Below are 17,520 nucleotides of genomic sequence, written 5' to 3'. Positions count from 1 at the left end.
TGGCGCCGCCTATGCCATGGCGCGTGACTTAGGCTCTATGCGCGGGCCGTCTCGACGAACTGCGCGATCGCGTCGTTCAACATCGCGCTCTCCTCGCGATGCGGCGAATGCCCGCCTCGCGGCAACTTGCATAGCCGCGCCGAGTTCGCCGCCTGCGCGATCGTTTCGATCTGCGCGATCGTGCCGTAATGGTCGTCCTCGGCTTGCACGGCGAGAACGGGACAGGCGATCCGCGCCAATTGATCCACGATACTCCAGGCCTTGAATTCGGGATCGAGCCAAATATCGTTCCACCCATAAAACGCAGAGTCGACGTCGGCGTGATAGCGGCTCAGTTTTTCGCGAAGGTCGGTCTGTTCGTACGCCTGCTTCGCCTGCGCAATGCTTCGCACGCTGATCTCTTCGACGAAAACGTGCGGCGCGATGACCACCGCGCCTTGCAGCATGGTTGGAAATGCACTCGCGTAGAGCAGCGCGATCGATCCGCCGTCGCTGTGCCCAACGAGCCACATCCGCCGCAGTTCGCGCGCTTCGATGTGCAGCGCATCGAGCAGCGCCGGCAACACCTCGCGCGCTTGATGCGACATGAAATCGACGGGCCATTTGACGTGATGCGCGCGCGGCGTCGAGCGCCCATACCCAGGGCGCGAATAAACCAAACCACGCATGCCGAGCCGCTCGCAGAGCTGGCGCGGCCAATCGCGCCACATGGCGAGCGAACCGAGTCCCTCGTGGAGGAACACGGCGAGCGGCGCATCGCGACCGCCGGCATCGATCCACTGGTATTCGATCGTCAGCGCTTCGCGTCCCTCGCGTGCGGGAAGGGTTGCAAATCGAATGTCGTCGTCATGCATTGGCATAGCGGTTGGCATGGTCATGAAGGGCGTAGCGATGCTTGCTGTCGCTGCGTTTGCTCGCGCAGCTTGAAGCGTTGAATCTTACCTGTCGCCGTCTTCGGCAGATCGTCGACGAACACGATGTCGCGCGGATACTTGTGGGGCGCGAGACGCTGCTTCACGAATGCCTTCATCTCCTGACCGAGCGCATCGGAAGGCACGTGGCCGGGTTTTAGCACGACGAACGCGCAGGTCTTCACCAGGCCGTCTTGTTCGACGCCGATCACCGCCGCCTCGAGCACCGCGTCGTGTTCCGTGAGCGTCATTTCGACTTCGATCGGCGAGACGTATTGGCCGCTCACTTTGAGCATGTCGTCGCTGCGGCCCGCATACGCGTAGCAACCATTGGGCAGCTTGCGATACTTGTCGCCGCTCTTGACCCATTCGCCGAGGAAGGTGGCGCGCGACTTCTCGCGGTTGCTCCAATACATGAGCGCCGCGCTGGGACCCTTGATGTAGAGGTCGCCCACATCCCCTTCGGCGACGGGCGCACCGTGCTCGTCGCGCAGCTCGACCTCGTAGCCCGGCACGGGTGTGCCCGTCGTGCCGTAGTGCACATCGCCAGGGCGATTCGATAGAAAGATGTGCAACATCTCGGTCGAGCCGAGGCCATCGAGGATTTCACAACCGAAATGCTCAGTGAAGCGCTCGCCGACTTCACGCGGCAACGCTTCGCCGGCCGAGGCGCAAATGCGCAGGGCGAGCTCTCCCGCCGCGGGCAGATGCGCGTAGCTCAGCATATTCGCGTAGAGCGTCGGCACGCCGAAGAACACCGTCGGCCGGTATTTGACGAGCCGGTCGAAGATGGCTTGCGGCGTCGCGCGCTCGGCCATCAGCACGGTCGTCGCGCCGACCGAGAGCGGGAAGGTCAAGGCGTTGCCGAGGCCGTATGCAAAAAAGAGTTTCGCCGCGGAGAACACGACGTCGTTTTCTTGCATGCCTAGAATCGGCTTGCCGTACATTTCGGCGGTCCAATACAGATTCGCATGTGTGTGCACGGTGCCCTTGGGTTTGCCCGTGGACCCCGAGGAATAGAGCCAAAAGGCAATGTCGTCGCCGCTGGTGGCGGCCGCGTTTACCGCCGGTGGGGCCGCTTCGATGAGTGCGCTCAGGCTCGGATGCGAGGCGGGCGATGCCTCCGCCCCCGCGGACACGAACACGGCGCACGAATCGAGCTGCGCTTGTGCGCGTGCTTGCGTTAGCGCCTCGACGAACACCGGTACGAGCGCGGCCGATGTGACGACGGCCCGCGCACGGCTATGGGCCAACATGTAGGCATAGTCGGGCGCCGTGAGCAGCGTATTGACGACGACCGGCACGACACCGGCATAAAGCGCGCCCAGAAAGCAAACGGGAAGATCGGCGCTGTCATGCAGCGAAAGCAAGATGCGCTCTTCCACATGAACGCCCCGTGCGTGCAGCGCTGCTGCGAATCGCCGCGCGCGCTCCTCTAGCTGGGCATAGGTCGTGACGCCGCGATCGTCGATATACGCCGCTTTGGCCGCGCGGGATCGGTTCAACGAAAAAATGTGCGACGCGAAGTTCAGTTGCGCCGGCGGGGGCGTGACCTCGTGCCCGTGCTCGGCCGTCATTGTCGTGCGGGTATCCATGGGTGCTTCGTCTCCGTCCTGGCCCTCGAGGGGGCCGATACCTGATTGGCTAGGCGCTGCGCTGCAAGTGCAACGCCGCGGCTATGCGGAACAACGCCGGGCGTCGCGTTACGGGCGCGGCCCGGCGACACCCGTCATCGCTTCGATGGCGATCGACGACGCTTGAACGGCGGCGCGCCGATGGTAGAACTCGAGCGCGCGCAGGCCGCCTAGTTCGGCGCCGCCTCCGGCGCGGCCCGGGCCGCCGTGCAAAGACATCGGCATGACGTTGCCGTGGCCGGTATGGCTTTCGCGCACCGAGGGCGTGATGCAGTGCACGCGGCCGTGCGTATCGGCCAATTCCAGCGCGACGGGCGCCACGCGTGCATCGTCGTTCGCATAGACGGATGCGACGAGCGAACCCTGTCCGCGCCGCGCCAATTCCACGGCGTGGGCTTCGGGCAATCCTTGGGCCGCCACGCGATAAGGCGCGACGGTCGCGACCGGGCCGAACACCTCGATGTCATGCATCAGGCTCGCGCGGTCGGGATCTTCGACGACGAATAAATGCGGTGCGACGCAGGCCGAGGCGGCATCGGCATCGACGAAGGGAGTCGATGCCCCGGCGAAGACGAGGCGGGCCTCTCGCGACAACGCTGCGATGCCCGCTTCGACGGTGTCGCGTTGCGCGCGGCTCACGAGCGCGCCCATGCGAACGGATTCGTTGCGCGGATTGCCGACGCTGATATTCGCGAGCTTTGCGCAAACGGCGTCGATCGCATCAGCCAGCCAGGCTTGCGGCACGAAGGCGCGGCGGATCGCGGTACATTTCTGCCCCGACTTCACGGTCATTTCGCGTACGAGCTCTTTGACGAACAAATCGAAGGCTTCAGTGCCGGGCGCACCGTCGGCGCACACAATGGCGCTGTTCAGACTGTCCGCTTCTACGTTCAAGCGCGCACCCCGCGCGACGAAAGCGGCATGCGAGCGCAGCGTGGCCGCGGTTTCTGCCGACCCCGTGAACGATACGACATCGAACGAGCCGACCCGGTCCAACAAGCCCGCGGCGCTGCCGCACACGATCGACAGGGCGCCCGCTGGCAAAACGCCCGCTTGCACGACGTCGGCCACCATCCGATGCGCGAGCCAGGCCGTGGCCGTAGCCGGTTTGACGATGACGGGAACCCCTGAGAGCAGCGCCGGCGCGGCCTTCTCCCACAGGCCCCACGAAGGGAAATTGAATGCATTGATGAGCAGCGCCACACCGCGTGTGGGCGTCCACAGATGACGGACCCGGAACGACTGATCTTTCGATAGCGGCGTATCCGCGCCGTCGCGCCAGGCGAACGTTTCCCCCAACGCAGCGCCGTGCTTGGCGTACCAGGAAAGCGTGTAAATGCCGCCGTCGATATCGACCGCCGAATCGTTGCGGGTCGTGCCCGAGTTGGCCGTGGCAATGGCGTAGTACGCCTCGCGATTGGCTTGCAGCACCTTGGCGATTTCGGCAAGCAGCGAGGCACGCGCGGCGTAGGACTGCGATCGGAGGTGCGCGCCGCCCGTCTCGCGCGCAAAGCGGAACGCGGCATCGAGATCGAGCCCCTCGCTCGATACGCTTGCGAGCGCTTCGCCGGTTATCGGGTCGGTGAGCACGGCGCCTGGGCCATTGCCGGCAATCCATTGGCCGGCAACGTAGTTTTCGAGTCGTTCTGTCATGGGTCGTCCTGATGCGGCACGCAGCGCGCTTAGGCGCCGGCGCCCGTGAAGTCGATTGCGCCTTGCGGCAGGAGATAGAGAATCAGCGCCTGCCCGCCCGACACCGTGGGACGGTGCGCGCTGCCCGGCCCGTAGACACACCATCCGGCGGGCCGGCCGTCGAACTTCGCATGCTCGGAAATGGGCACGATCAGATCGATTTCGCCGAGCGGATGCACGTGGTAGGGTCCGGCTAGGTCCTCCATCTGCACGACATCGACGGAGAAGCCATGCGTGCGCGGCGTAGGCTTGATGATCCGTCCATAACGGATCCCGCCTGCCTCGCGATGGCAGAGCCAGCCTTCAGCCACACCCGCGCGACATGCCTGGGCGAGCCCCGCATAGGCCGTGCTGCCGGGCGGCCAAGTTGCGTTGAGCCAGCTTTCCAGCGTTTGGTCGAGAGGACGGTCAGCGATATGCTGCGTCACCTCGGCTATGAGGCTTTCGAAATCGTCGGGTGACACCGATGTCTCCTTGTTCCGTCTTGATTGCGCCGAACGATCGGCAGCTCGGCTGCACCCTAGTGCATGTCGAGCGGACTGGAATCGGCTCGACACTCTGCTACCGTTTGCCGCATCTCCTCGTTTTGGCGAAAATTAGCCGTATAGAATCGATGTGTCAAGCACTATAGTGCGTGTATGACAAATTAAACGAGCAAAACATGAAGCGAAATTACACCGTTGTGGCGGGCGGCGCGGCCGCCGCGCCCGGTATCCACGAGCCCGAGGGCGAGGGCGCCGAGCCCGAGCGCGCCGAACGCGATCCGTTCATTGCCGCGATGGGCGAGCGCGTTCGGCTGCTGCGGGCGCGGCGCGGGATGACGCGCAAAGCGCTCGCCGCGGAAACGGGGCTCTCGGAGCGCCATCTCGCCAATCTCGAATCGGGCATGGGCAATCCGTCGGTGCAGGTCTTGCGGCAGATCGCGGCGACGCTCAATTGCGCGTTGGCCGAGATCATCGGCGACGTTACGACTTCGTCCGCCGAGTGGATGCTGATCCGCGAGTTGTTGCAGGACCGCGATCAAGCGGCGCTGCAGCGCGCGCGCACGGCGCTCGCGCAACTGTTCGAGCAAGCGCCGGCCGACCCGCACCGCCGCGAGCGGATCGCGTTGATCGGCTTGCGCGGCGCGGGCAAGTCGACGCTCGGGCGCATGCTGGCGCAGGAAATGAAGGTGCCCTTCGTCGAGCTCAATCGGGTGGTCGAGCAATTGGCCGGGTGCCCGCCTTCGGAAATTCATTCGCTCTACGGCGCAAGCGCCTATCGGCGCTACGAGCATCGGGCGCTCGAGGCGGTGATCGCCGAACATCCGCGTGCCGTGATCGCGTCGCCCGGCGGGCTCGTGTCGGAGCCGTCCACCTTCAGCATGCTGCTGGCGCACTGCTTCACCGTCTGGCTGCAGGCCACGCCCGAAGAGCACATGCGCCGTGTCGTGGCGCAAGGCGATTTGCGCCCGATGTCGGGCAATAGCGAGGCGATGGACGATTTGAAGCGCATCCTGGCCGGCCGCAGCGAACTGTACGGTCGAGCGGACATGACGTTCGACACGAGCGACAAGACGCTGGCCGACGCGTATCTGGCGCTGCGCGATCGCATCGCGGCTCGACTGGGCGCTGAAATGGAGTGACCGGCACACGGGGCGGCCTGCCACTGCGCCGTCCGCGTTTACCCGCAATTGCGCAAAACATGAATTAAAATGCTTTACATGCGACCTGATGATGCACTATCGTTCATCGAAACGATGCAGCTCATTAGGAGGAAGGCATGCTCAACCCGCAGACGGCGGTGCGCGTCGATTACCGCACCGACCCATCGCAGTACAAGCATTGGAAGCTCGCGTTCAATGGCCCCGTCGCCACGCTCGGCATCGACATCGCGGAGGACGGCGGCATACGCGACGGCTACAAGCTCAAGCTCAATTCGTACGATCTGGGCGTCGACATCGAGTTGCACGATGCTTTGCAGCGGATTCGTTTCGAACACCCGGAAGTCAAGACCGTCGTTCTAACGAGCTTGAAAGAGCGCGTGTTTTGCTCGGGAGCGAACATCTTCATGCTCGGTTTGTCCTCGCATGCATGGAAGGTCAACTTCTGCAAGTTCACGAACGAAACGCGCAACGGGATCGAGGACACATCGCGCCACTGCGGGCTCAAGTTCATCGCGGCCGTGAATGGCGCGTGCGCCGGCGGCGGTTACGAACTCGCGCTCGCTTGCGACGAAATCATGCTCGTGGACGATCGTTCCTCGTCGGTGGCCTTGCCCGAGGTGCCGTTGCTCGGTGTGTTGCCCGGCACGGGGGGGCTGACCCGCCTCACCGACAAGCGCAAGGTCCGCCACGATCGCGCCGATATATTCTGCACGGTCGTCGAAGGTATTCGCGGTGAACGGGCCAAACAATGGCGGCTCGTCGATGAAGTGGTCAAGCCCAACCAGTTCGAGCAAGCCGTGCAGGCGCGCGCGCTGGAACTGGCCGCACACAGCGATCGCCCCGACGATGCCAAGGGGGTGGCGCTCGAGCGCATCGAACGCACGGACCGCGAAGACGGCATCGACTACGAAACGGTCGAGGTTTCGATCGACCGCGCGAAACGCACGGCCACCTTCGTCGTGAAGGCGCCGAGCGGCCCCGGCCCCGCGACGCTCGATGCAATCGTCGAAGCCGGCGCGCGGTGGTGGCCGCTCCGGTTCGCGCGCGAGCTCGACGATGCGATTCTTTCGATGCGCACCAACGAGCTCGAGATCGGCACTTGGATCTTCAAGACCTCGGGCGATGCGGCGGCGGTCCTCGCCGCGGATGCCATGCTGCTCGCGCATCGCGACCATTGGTTCGTGCGCGAAACGATCGGCATGTTGCGCCGCACGTTGGCGCGCATCGACGTGTCCTCGCGCTCGTTGTTCGCGCTGATCGAGCCCGGCTCGTGCTTCGCCGGCACATTCGCGGAATTCGCGTTCGCTGCCGACCGCACCTATATGGCCGCGCTGCCGGCCAACGAGGAAGAAGAGCCGGCCATCACGCTTTCCGAAGTCAATTTCGGTCTGTATCCGATGGTCACCGGCCAATCTCGCATTGCTCGGCGATTTTATGAGGACTCCGAAACGATCGAAGCCGTGCGGGCCAAGATCGGCATTCCGGTTCGCGCGATCGAAGCCGAACGCCTTGGCCTCGTGACGGCGTCACCCGACGACATCGACTGGGCCGACGAGATTCGCATCGCGCTCGAGGAGCGCGCCGCGATGTCGCCGGACGCGTTGACGGGACTCGAAGCGAACTTGCGCTTCAACGGGCCCGAAACGATGGAGACGCGCATTTTCGGGCGTTTGTCCGCTTGGCAAAACTGGATCTTCAATCGTCCGAACGCCGTCGGCGAGAAGGGCGCGCTCAAGGTCTACGGCAAAGGCAGCAAAGCGCAATTCGACGCGGCCCGCGTCTGACCGTCACGACTTCGCACGAGGAACGTTCAATCATGTCCACGATCAACTACAGCGAGAAGATCCCCAACAACGTCGACCTGGCCGGCGATCGCACGCTGCAGCGCGCGCTCGAGCAATGGCAGCCGAATTTTTTGTCCTGGTGGGGCGATATGGGCCCGGACGGCTCGCACGGCTTCGACGTATATCTGCGCACGGCCGTGAGCGTCGATCCCGGCGGGTGGGCGCACTTCGATCACGTGAAGATGCCCGACTATCGCTGGGGCATCTTCCTTTCTCCAGGCGAGGCCGATCGCAAGATCCATTTCGGCGAGCACAAGGGCGAAGCCGCGTGGCAGGAAGTGCCGGGCGAGCACCGCGCCAACTTGCGCCGAATCATCGTCACGCAAGGCGATACGGAGCCCGCCTCGGTCGAGCAGCAGCGGCACTTGGGCCTCACGGCGCCCTCGATGTACGACCTGCGCAATCTGTTCCAAGTCAATGTCGAGGAAGGGCGGCACCTGTGGGCGATGGTCTACCTGCTGCACCGCTATTTCGGGCGGGACGGGCGCGAGGAAGCGGATGCGCTGCTTGCGCGCCGCTCGGGGGACGACGACAACCCGCGCATTCTCGGCGCCTTCAACGAAAAGACGCCCGATTGGCTGTCGTTCTTCATGTTCACGTACTTCACGGACCGCGACGGCAAGTTTCAACTGTCCGCGCTCGCCGAATCGGGCTTCGATCCCCTCGCGCGCACGACCAAGTTCATGCTGACCGAAGAAGCGCACCACATGTTCGTGGGGGAATCGGGCGTCTCGCGTGTGGTGCAGCGCACGGCGCAGGTCATGAACGAACTGAAGACCGACGACGTGGCCAAGCTGCGGGCGGCTGGCGTCATCGATCTGCCGACGGTTCAACGCTACCTCAACTTTCACTACTCGGTGACGATCGATTTGTTCGGCGCGGATCAATCCTCCAACGCGGCGACTTTTTATAGCTCGGGGCTCAAGGGCCGTTACGAGGAAGGCAAGCGCGACGACGACCATCGGCTGGCGGGGATGAGCTACAAGTTGCTCGACGTTGCAGACGGCAAATTGATCGAACGCGACGTGCCGATGCTCAACGCCATGAACGAAGTGCTGCGAGACGACTACATCGTGGATTCGGTGGCGGGCGTGAACCGGTGGAACAAGGTGCTGGAGAAGGCCGGGATCGATTTTCGCCTGACGGTGCCGCACAAAGCGTTCAATCGTCAGATCGGCACGTTCGCGGGCGTGCGCGTCGCACCAGACGGCCGCATCGTGAGCGAGGGCGAATGGGCGGCGAACGAGGCCAACTGGCTGCCGACGCCGCAAGACCGTGCTTATGTCGCGTCCCTCATGGGCCGTGTGACGGAACCCGGCAAGTTCGCCAATTGGATCGCGCCGCCCGCGATGGGCATCAACCGTCAGCCGATCGACTTCGAGTATGTACGGTTCAACTAACGCCGAACGCCGAACGCCGAACGCCGCGCCGGCGACTAGCTTCGCGCGCCCGGCCCTTGCTTTCACTGCATACGCCAACGCATGACATCCGCTCCGGTGCGGCCTCTCCGTACGAGAGACTCTCCGGCGCGCGGAGTGAGCCCTCATGAATATGCCAGCCGCCCCCATCGAAGTCATCGAGCAGCACCTGATCGACCCCGAGATTTGCATTCGTTGCAACACCTGCGAAGAGACGTGCCCCATCGATGCGATCACGCACGACAAGAACAACTATGTCGTGAAAGCAGACGTTTGCAACGGCTGCATGGCCTGCATCTCCCCGTGCCCCACGGGGGCGATCGACAGTTGGCGCACCGTGTTCAAAGCGCAGGCCTACGGCATCGACGAGCAATTCGGATGGGACGAACTGCCGCCGGAGCAAGCGATCGGCGAGGCGGCGAGCGCATCGATGCAGGCATCGGGCGTCGCGTCCCTGGGCGGCGATGGGGGCGATGCCGATGCCGCCGGTTCGACCCAGACGCGCGGCGCGACGGTGCCGCCGTGGTCCGCGGCAAAGCCCTATGTCAATCTCTACACCCATAAAGCGCCTATCCAAGCGACGGTGGTGGGCAACTATCGCTTGACCGATGCATCGACCGAAAGCGACATCCGCCATCTCGTCCTCGATTTCGGTGCGATGCCGTTTCCCGTGCTCGAAGGGCAATCGATCGGCATCTTGCCGCCGGGTACGACGCGAGACGGCAAGCCGCACCATGCGCGTCAGTATTCCGTCGCGAGTCCCCGGAACGGGGAGCGCCCCGGCTACAACAATCTCTCTTTGACGGTCAAACGCGTCACGCACGATCACGAAGGCAACGTGGCCGCGGGCGTGTGCTCGAATTATCTGTGCGATCTACGCAAGGGCGACGTCGTCACGGTGATCGGTCCGTTCGGCAGTACGTTCTTGATGCCCAATCATCCGCATTCGAATTTGCTCATGATTTGCACGGGGACGGGATCGGCGCCGATGCGCGCGATGACCGAGTACCGGCGCAGGCGCCGGTTGCAGGGCGCGACCGGCAAGCTGATGTTGTTCTTCGGCGCGCGCACCAAGGACGAGCTGCCTTATTTCGGGCCGCTGATGAACCTGCCCAAGGACTTCATCGATACGAACCTGGCGTTCTCGCGAACACCGGGGCAACCGAAGCGATACGTCCAAGATGTCATGCGCGAGCGCGCCGCCGACATCGCGCAATGGCTCGAGGACGAACAAACTTATCTCTACGTTTGCGGGCTGCGAGGAATGGAGGAGGGCGTGCTGCAGGTGCTGCAGGAGATCGCGCAGCGCAAGGGTCTCGCCTGGCCGGCGCTCTGGGCGCGCCTGAAGCGCGAGGGGCGCTTGCACGTCGAAACGTATTGAGTCCAAGGCGTGTCGGCGCCGTTCAAGCCGCCAGGGTGAGGGCCTCACCTGAATGTATGCCTTGCCACGTGTCGTATGGCGGCATAGGGTATTGCAAATGGCGCGCAGATGGGTCGCGCAGCGCTGCGCACGCGAGATTGCGCCATCGTGCAAGCGCACTATGTGGGTAACGAGTTGGAGTTGACGATTATTCGCGGCCGAAGTCGTATCGTTGCGGGAATGCGCGCGAGCCGAATGAGCATGACGGCGCGCTCGTAGCTATCCCGGCACCCTCGCAGCGTGCGCAGTCCACGGACGATATAGTCTTACTCTTATTGGGTGGCGCCGGTCGTAGCGCGTTGTTTGGCCATTCGTGCCCGCGAGGCTTACGTTATTCTTGCGCTCCCCCGATTTACCAAGCATGACGAGTGTGCGCGCCGAAATTCGTCAGTGCAGCGTTCGCGGCCCTTTGCGCGATTAAATAGTCCGACTAGTTAAGGGTATTCATGTATTAAGAGCATCGTATCGGTACGCTAGCATTGCTGCGTTCATGCATTGGCCGCCGCGTGCTCGTAGTTCGATCGCGCGGGGGCGCCGGAGCACAATCCGGCGCGAGCCGTCGACGGTCCGCGCCGTTTCGCAAAGAAGCATTTAGCCAACGAAAAACTACGGAGGACGAGATGACGAACGAGCGAGACGATGCGCACGATGAAATGGAAGGGACGACCGGCGAGGGCGCCGCGAATCGCATGCGGCGGGGGTTGCTGCAAGGTGCGGGGCTGGGCGCCGCATTGGCCATGATGGGTGGGATGATCACGCCCGCGCAAGCGGCCGAGGCGCCGTTTCCCTCGCACAAGCGCTGGAAGATCGTGTTCGTCAATCACGTGACGACCAATCCGTTTTTCGTGCCGACGCAATACGGCATCCAAGATGCCTGTGCCGTGCTGAACATGGATTATCAGTGGACCGGCTCCGCCAATGCGGATGTCGGCGAGATGGTCAACGCGATGAATGCGGCGATCGCGGCGAAGGCCGACGCGATCGCAGTGCCGATCGTCGATCCGAAAGCATTCAACGGTCCGATTCAGAAGGCGCTCGACGCCGGCATCCCGGTGTTTGCTTACAACGCCGACGCGCCGCGCGGCAGCCCGAACCCGCGGCTCGCCTACATCGGACAGGATCTGTATTTATCGGGCTATCAGATGGGTGAGCGCATCGTGAGCCTGATCGATAGCGGGCTCGTTGCGCTCTTCATCGCCACGCCGGGCCAGCTCAACATCCAGCCGCGGCTCGACGGCGCCTCCGATGCGATCAAGAAGTCGGGCAAGAAGATCGAGATCCAAACGATCGCCACGGGCGCGACGGTGAACGAGGAACTCTCGAAGATCAAGTCGTTCTACCTCGGGCACCAGGACGTGAAAGGGATGTTCGCCGTCGATGCGGGGAGTACGCAAGGCGTCGCGCAAGTCATGAAGGAATCCAAGCTGCCGGAGAAGGGCGTGCATGGCGGCGGGTTCGACTTGCTGCCGCAGACGGTGCAATTGATTCACGACGGCTTCCTCGATTTCACGATCGATCAGCAACCCTACGTGCAGGGCTTCTATACTGTGGTCGAGGCCTTTACGTATCTGGTGTCGGGGGGGCTCGTCGGTCCGGCGGATATCAATTCCGGCCTGAAGTTCGTCACGAAGTCGACCGTCGATCCATACCTGAACACGTCCACCCGTTATGAAGGCAAGAGCACCAAGGCGCAGGTCGTGCCGCGCTCGGGTGCCATCAAGTGATGAGCGAAAGCGTCGACGAAACTCGCCGCCGTCCCGCAGCCTCGCGCGCAAGCGCGAGGTTCGGGGGCTTCGCGTGGTCTGCCGAATTGCGGATCCTGCTCGTCGCGATCCTGGTCGGCGCGTACTTCGAAACGGCCAATCACGATTTCTTGCTGACGAGCGCGAGCCTGCAGAACCTCTCGCAGTTCGTCGCGCCGGCGGCGATCATCGCATTCGGCGAAATCATGCTGATGATCGGCGGCGAGATCGACTTGTCGGCGGGCATGGTGTTCGCGTTTGCGCCGTTCATGATGGCGTTCGCCGCCGATGCCGGCGCGCCGATGTGGCTGGCCGTGCTCGCGGGCATGGCTGCCGCGGGGCTCGTCGGGTTCGTCAACGGCGCCGTGACGGTGTTTCTGCGCTTGCCTTCCTTCGTCACGACCCTTGGCACGCTGTTTCTCATCAACGGCATCACGTTGACGATCTCGCGCGGTACGCCCGTTTCGACACCCGGCGGTCCCGATTTCATGGCGGTGATGGGCGGATGGGGCTATAGCGAGATTTGCTGGGCTGTCGCGATCGCACTCGCCATGCACGTCCTGCTGCGGCATACGCGCTGGGGCTTGCATACGGTCGCGAGCGGCGCCAACCCGCTCGGCGCCTCGGAAGCCGGGATCCACGTAAACCGCCTGAAACTAGGCAATTTCATCCTGGCCGCCGTGTTGGCCGGATTCACGGGCATTCTCGAAGGCGTTCGGATCACGTCGATCGACCCGCAGGCGGGCGGCAATCAGATCATGTTCCTCGCGGTCGCGGCAGCCGTGATCGGCGGCACGCCGCTCACGGGCGGTTCGGGCACGATCATTGGAGGGCTGATCGGAGCGGCCGTGCTGGGCATGCTGAACGACGGCTTCACGCTGATCGGCATCAACGCCTTCACGTTCAACATCATTCTCGGCGCGGCGATTCTTGCTGCGATGATCTTCAACATCCACGTGGCGCGGCTTGGCCGGCGCGGGAGATCGTAATGGCTGAGATGGGCGAGCCGCTCGCGCTGCAGGCTCAAAACATCGTCAAGCGCTTCGGCGCCGTCACCGCGCTAGACGGCGTGTCGCTGCAACTTGCCGAAGGCGAAATCCTGGGCATCCTGGGCGACAACGGCGCGGGCAAATCGACGCTGATCAAAATCCTCACGGGTTTTCATCAGCAGACGAGCGGCGAGTTATCGATTCGCGGCGAGCACATGCTGCTGCGCTCGGTCGATCACGCGCGCTCGCTCGGCATCGAGTGCGTCTATCAGGATCTTGCACTCGCCAACTCGCTGAGCATTTACCACAACATGTTCTTGAATCGCGAGATCGTCTACCCCGGGCCGATCCGCTTTCTGAACCATCGCGCGATGCGCGAGCGCGCCGCTCAGTGCTTGGAGGACATCGGCGTGCACGTGCCGTCGGTGACGATGCCGGTAGAACGGCTATCGGGCGGGCAGCGTCAAGCGATCGCGGTGGCGCGGGCCGTGAACTCGAACGCGCGCATCCTATTGCTCGACGAACCGCTGGCCGCCATGGGCGCGCGCGAGGCGGGGCTCATCATCGACTTGATCATGCGGCTCAAGGAGAAGGGCGGCTTGTCGATCGTCATGATCATGCACAACTACGCGCAGACGCTCGACATTGCGGACCGCATCATGCTGATGCAACGCGGGCGCGTCACCTACGAGCAGCACAGCGCGCAAACGTCGGTGCCCGAACTCATGGAAATCGTGCGCCGCGAATATCGCGCGATGCGCGAGGCGACGAACGGCGCGTCGGCCTAGGGCACGTTCGCACGCCGTCGAATGAGCGCGGGGTCGAACGGGGCTTGACGAGGGGCCCCGTTCGCCGTCGGTCGCTCAGTTCGTCTTCGCGGCGGCGGCCAACTTGTCGGCGGCCTGCTGGGCGGTTTCGTCCTTGCTCGCCCAGTAGTTGCCGATCACATCGTAGAACGCACCTTCCACGGCGGGACTGACGAGCATGTCGTGCGCCCAGGACGGCACGAGACCCCCGCTCGCGCCGGCGGCCTTGAAGTCCGCCGACGATCGTTTCGCGCAGTCGTCGAATTTCGCGAGGCTCACGTCCTGCCGCACCGGAATCGAGCCTTTGTTGAGATTGAAGGCTTCTTGGAAAGCCGGACTCATCAGCAAGCCGGCCATGTCCTTTTGCCCCTTCTCGACGCCGGTGTTCTTGACCTTGAAGAACACGAAGCTATCCACGTTGAACGTGAAATCCTGTTGCGAGCCAGGCGCTGCAACGCAAAGGTAGTCCTTGCCCGGGGTCTTGCCCGCGACCGTGAATTCGCCTTTCGCCCAATCGCCCATGAACTGCATCGCGGCTTTGCCGTTGATGACCATCGCGGTCGCCATGTTCCAGTCGCGCCCGACTTGCCCCGGGTCGGTATAGTCTTTGATCCGCTTGAACGTCTCGAGTGCCTTGACCATCGTCGGGCCTTTGAGCGTGGCTTGATCGAGTTGCACGAACGCCTTCTTGTAGAAGTCCGGCCCGCCGACACCGAGCGCCACGGATTCGAACGTCTCGGCTTCTTGCCAAGGTTGCCCGCCGATGGCGACCGGCACGATGCCCGCTTGCTTGAGCGAATCGGCCACTTTGAAGAAGGCGTCCCACGTGGCGGGCGGTTGCGCATGGACCTTCTTGAGCGCGTCGGCGTTGATCCAGAGCCAGTTCACGCGATGCACGTTAACGGGCGCGCCGACGTATTGGCCTTTGTATTTCATGATGCGGGCGATCTCGGGCGGCAGCAGGCGATCCCAATTGCCACTCTTGGCGACATCGTCGATCGATAACAGGACGCCTTCGTCGCCCCACTGCTGAATCGCCGGTCCTTTGATTTGTGCGGCTGCAGGGGGATTGCCCGCCACCACGCGCGTCTTGAGCGCCGTCATCGCATTGCCGCCGCCTCCGCCTGCCACGGCGAAATCCACCCAGGTATCGCCTTTTTCCTCCAGCATCTTCTTGAGCAATTGCGCCGATTTGGCTTCGCCGCCAGAGGTCCAGTAGTGCAGCACCTCGACGGAAGCGGCTCGTGCGGGCGTCGTAGCGAGCCCGAGCGCCGCGGCGGCGCAAGCGGTCATCGCGGCGAGGGGCTTACGGGCATACATGCGTGCGCTGCATTTCGGATGCATCGATGTTCTCCCATCGCCGGCTGGCGGCGTAGACGGTTGTTGAATTTCGGCGGCAAATGGTAGCGCTAACATCGCGACGGCCCCACTAGGAGGAACCCTGTCGTCGCCGTGCGATCTTTCTGTCCACGCGCAAACCGGCGATACTTTCGCCATGAATAGGCCCGATCGCAATCGACCATCGCCTCGCCCTCGCAACGGCGACGAGCAGCCCCCAGGCAACGCGCGCCGGCGGCCGAGCGGACGCGTCACGCTCGATGAAGTCGCCCAACGCGCGCACGTCAGCACGATGACCGTCTCACGCGCGCTGCGCGATCCCGCGCTGGTCTCGCCAAGCGTGCGTGAGCGCGTGCAGGCCGCGGTGGCTCAACTCGGCTACATTCCGAATCGCGCCGCGCGCACCCTCGCATCGGCGCGCTCCAAGCTGATCGGCGTGCTCGTGCCGTCCCTGTCCAACGCCGTGTTCGTGGAGACCATCGCGGCCGTGCAAGACTGCGTCGGCCCCGCTGGCTATCAATTGCTGATCGGCAACACGGGGTACTCGCCGGCGCGGCAAGCCGAGTTGCTCTCGGCCTACCTTGCGCACGCACCTGACGGCTTCCTCGTGGCCGGCATCGATAATTCGAACGCGGTGCGTCGGCAATTGGCCGCGGCGAAGGTGCCGCTCGTGCACATGTTCGACCTCGTGTCGGGGGACGAGGGTTCCGTCGGATTCTCGCAGCGGCGCGCGGGATTCGCGATCGGCTCGCATTTGGTCGAACGCGGCGTGCGCCGTCCGGCGTTTCTCGCGGCGCAATTGGACCCTCGAACGATGCAGCGCCGCGCGGGCTTTCGGCGCGCGCTGCGCGCGGCCGGGCTCGATGCATCGCTCGAAGCGTTGACCGAAGACCCGTCGGACGCCGCGCTCGGCGGCCGATTGCTGCGCGAGTTGCTCGACAAGGCGCCCGACTGCGACGCCGTGTTTTGTTGCAACGACGATCTTGCGCTCGGTGTGCTGTTCGAATGCCAGCGGCGAGGGATCGCGGTGCCGCAAGAGCTTGCCGTCGTCGGCTTCAACGATTTGCCGTTCGCGGCGGTATCCGCGCCTTCGATCACGACGGTGGCGACGCCGCGCTATGAAATCGGCTTCGAAGCGGCGCGCATGCTCCTGCAGATCATCGTCGACGGGGCGCCCGCCAAGCGCCGCATCGATCTGGGGTTCGAGTTGGTGGTGCGCGAAAGCGCGTAGTTTCGCGTTCGCACTGCGTCGATTCGATGGGCAAAACCGTAGGGCGGGCACGGCGTGCGCGCTCGCGTAGGCATCGAGGCGGCGACGCTGATACTATTGTCGTCCCGAATCAGGCACGCGGTGACAGGATAAAGCATGGGTTTCGAGCAACTGGCCGCGCTTAAGGCGCAGCTGACGAAAGAAGCGAAGTTGAAGAAGCAGCAGGAACAGGCGACTGAAAAACCGGCTGCGAAAAAAGTGCCGAAGCCGGAAGCGAAGCCGGACCGGCCGGCGCGTCCCGCTCGCCCTGCACGGACCGGCACGAACGCGCGGCCGAGCGAGAACGCGCAACCGGTCGATCCGGTCGTGCGCGTGATCGGCAAGCTGCAGAAGCGTTTTCCGGCGGCTTTTCCAAAGAATCCGGCCCCGAAAGTGCCATTGAAGGTCGGCATCTTGGCCGATCTCGTGGCGCAGGCGTCGCAATTGCAGCTCAGCGAGGCGGAGATTCGGGAGGCCGTCGGCACTTGGTGCCGCGGTAGCCGGTACTGGGCTTGCTTGACCGACGGTGCGGCCCGCGTCGATCTGGCGGGCGCGCCTGCCGGCGAAGTGACGGCGCGCGATGCCGCGTTCGCACGCAACCAGGCGAAGGGCGGTGCGGGTGCCCGGCGCAAGGCGCGCGGCAAACCGGGCGCGGCGAAGGCCGATGCCGGCGCTGCGGTCGCGACCGCAGCGGGTGCTGCGTCCGCAGCCGAAACGGCGCAAGCGAACGAGGCGCAAGCGAACGAGGCGCAAGCGAACGAGGCGCAAGCCGAAAGCGTCGAATCCGGTACCGCACAGAACGATCGCGATTCACTCGAGTCGTAAGCCGCAT

General features: G+C 64.0%; 14 protein-coding genes. 9 read left to right on the top strand and 5 right to left on the bottom strand.

Features of this window, described 5'->3' with window-relative positions; all coding sequences use genetic code 11:
- Nucleotides 1-35: 35 nt before the first annotated feature.
- The 4 genes from QQS38_RS02190 to QQS38_RS02175 form a co-directional block, all read right to left on the bottom strand.
- Nucleotides 36-854 (bottom strand): alpha/beta fold hydrolase, encoded by an 819-nt coding sequence (locus QQS38_RS02190; protein WP_479643724.1) that lies wholly within the window; start codon nt 852-854, stop codon nt 36-38.
- Between the two features lie 20 nt (nt 855-874).
- Entirely contained in the window at nt 875-2,506 is a 1,632-nt protein-coding gene (locus QQS38_RS02185) for a benzoate-CoA ligase family protein (protein WP_479643723.1), read from the bottom strand.
- Nucleotides 2,507-2,614: 108 nt separating this feature from the next.
- Complete coding sequence (locus QQS38_RS02180; protein ID WP_479643722.1) at nt 2,615-4,198, bottom strand: 3,4-dehydroadipyl-CoA semialdehyde dehydrogenase; 1,584 nt, start codon at nt 4,196-4,198, stop codon at nt 2,615-2,617.
- A gap of 29 nt (nt 4,199-4,227) precedes the next feature.
- Nucleotides 4,228-4,701 carry a DUF4863 family protein gene (locus QQS38_RS02175; RefSeq protein ID WP_479643721.1) on the bottom strand — a complete coding sequence of 158 codons (474 nt, stop codon included), beginning with the start codon at nt 4,699-4,701 and terminating at the stop codon, nt 4,228-4,230.
- Between the two features lie 197 nt (nt 4,702-4,898).
- Here QQS38_RS02175 and QQS38_RS02170 point away from each other — a divergent pair, with 197 nt between their 5' ends.
- The 7 genes from QQS38_RS02170 to QQS38_RS02140 all read left to right on the top strand — a co-directional run bounded on the left by QQS38_RS02170 (nt 4,899) and on the right by QQS38_RS02140 (nt 14,083).
- Nucleotides 4,899-5,861, top strand: coding sequence for a helix-turn-helix transcriptional regulator (locus QQS38_RS02170; RefSeq protein ID WP_479643720.1), 963 nt, complete (start codon nt 4,899-4,901; stop codon nt 5,859-5,861).
- A 137-nt stretch (nt 5,862-5,998) separates the two neighbouring features.
- Entirely contained in the window at nt 5,999-7,666 is a 1,668-nt protein-coding gene (gene boxC, locus QQS38_RS02165) for a 2,3-epoxybenzoyl-CoA dihydrolase (protein ID WP_479643719.1), read from the top strand.
- Nucleotides 7,667-7,698: 32 nt separating this feature from the next.
- Nucleotides 7,699-9,126, top strand: a complete 1,428-nt coding sequence (gene boxB / locus QQS38_RS02160) for a benzoyl-CoA 2,3-epoxidase subunit BoxB (RefSeq protein ID WP_479643718.1) — start codon at nt 7,699-7,701, stop codon at nt 9,124-9,126.
- Nucleotides 9,127-9,271: 145 nt separating this feature from the next.
- Entirely contained in the window at nt 9,272-10,525 is a 1,254-nt protein-coding gene (gene boxA, locus QQS38_RS02155) for a benzoyl-CoA 2,3-epoxidase subunit BoxA (RefSeq protein WP_479643717.1), read from the top strand.
- 659 nt (nt 10,526-11,184) lie between these two features.
- A complete protein-coding gene (locus tag QQS38_RS02150) occupies nt 11,185-12,288 on the top strand; it encodes a substrate-binding domain-containing protein (RefSeq protein WP_479643716.1) in 1,104 nt (367 codons plus the stop codon).
- Nucleotides 12,288-13,295 (top strand): ABC transporter permease, encoded by a 1,008-nt coding sequence (locus QQS38_RS02145; RefSeq protein ID WP_479643715.1) that lies wholly within the window; start codon nt 12,288-12,290, stop codon nt 13,293-13,295. Before QQS38_RS02150 ends, QQS38_RS02145 begins: the two co-directional genes overlap by 1 nt.
- Nucleotides 13,295-14,083: an ATP-binding cassette domain-containing protein gene (locus QQS38_RS02140; RefSeq protein WP_479643714.1), complete on the top strand. Its 789-nt coding sequence runs from the start codon at nt 13,295-13,297 to the stop codon at nt 14,081-14,083. The genes QQS38_RS02145 and QQS38_RS02140 overlap by 1 nt, the downstream gene beginning before the upstream one ends.
- A gap of 75 nt (nt 14,084-14,158) precedes the next feature.
- On the opposite strand, the gene QQS38_RS02135 is transcribed toward QQS38_RS02140, so the two are convergent.
- Entirely contained in the window at nt 14,159-15,421 is a 1,263-nt protein-coding gene (locus QQS38_RS02135) for an ABC transporter substrate-binding protein (RefSeq protein WP_479644080.1), read from the bottom strand.
- Nucleotides 15,422-15,596: 175 nt separating this feature from the next.
- Between QQS38_RS02135 and gntR the strand changes: the two genes are divergently transcribed.
- Nucleotides 15,597-16,670 carry an HTH-type transcriptional regulator GntR gene (gene gntR / locus QQS38_RS02130; protein ID WP_479643713.1) on the top strand — a complete coding sequence of 358 codons (1,074 nt, stop codon included), beginning with the start codon at nt 15,597-15,599 and terminating at the stop codon, nt 16,668-16,670.
- 135 nt (nt 16,671-16,805) lie between these two features.
- Nucleotides 16,806-17,513 (top strand): ProQ/FinO family protein, encoded by a 708-nt coding sequence (locus QQS38_RS02125; RefSeq protein ID WP_479643712.1) that lies wholly within the window; start codon nt 16,806-16,808, stop codon nt 17,511-17,513.
- Nucleotides 17,514-17,520: the final 7 nt, after the last annotated feature.

It is taken from the genome of Trinickia sp. Z7, assembly GCF_056498045.1.
Note: the sequence above shows the minus strand (reverse complement) of the source record. Positions and strands in the feature narration are given on the sequence as shown.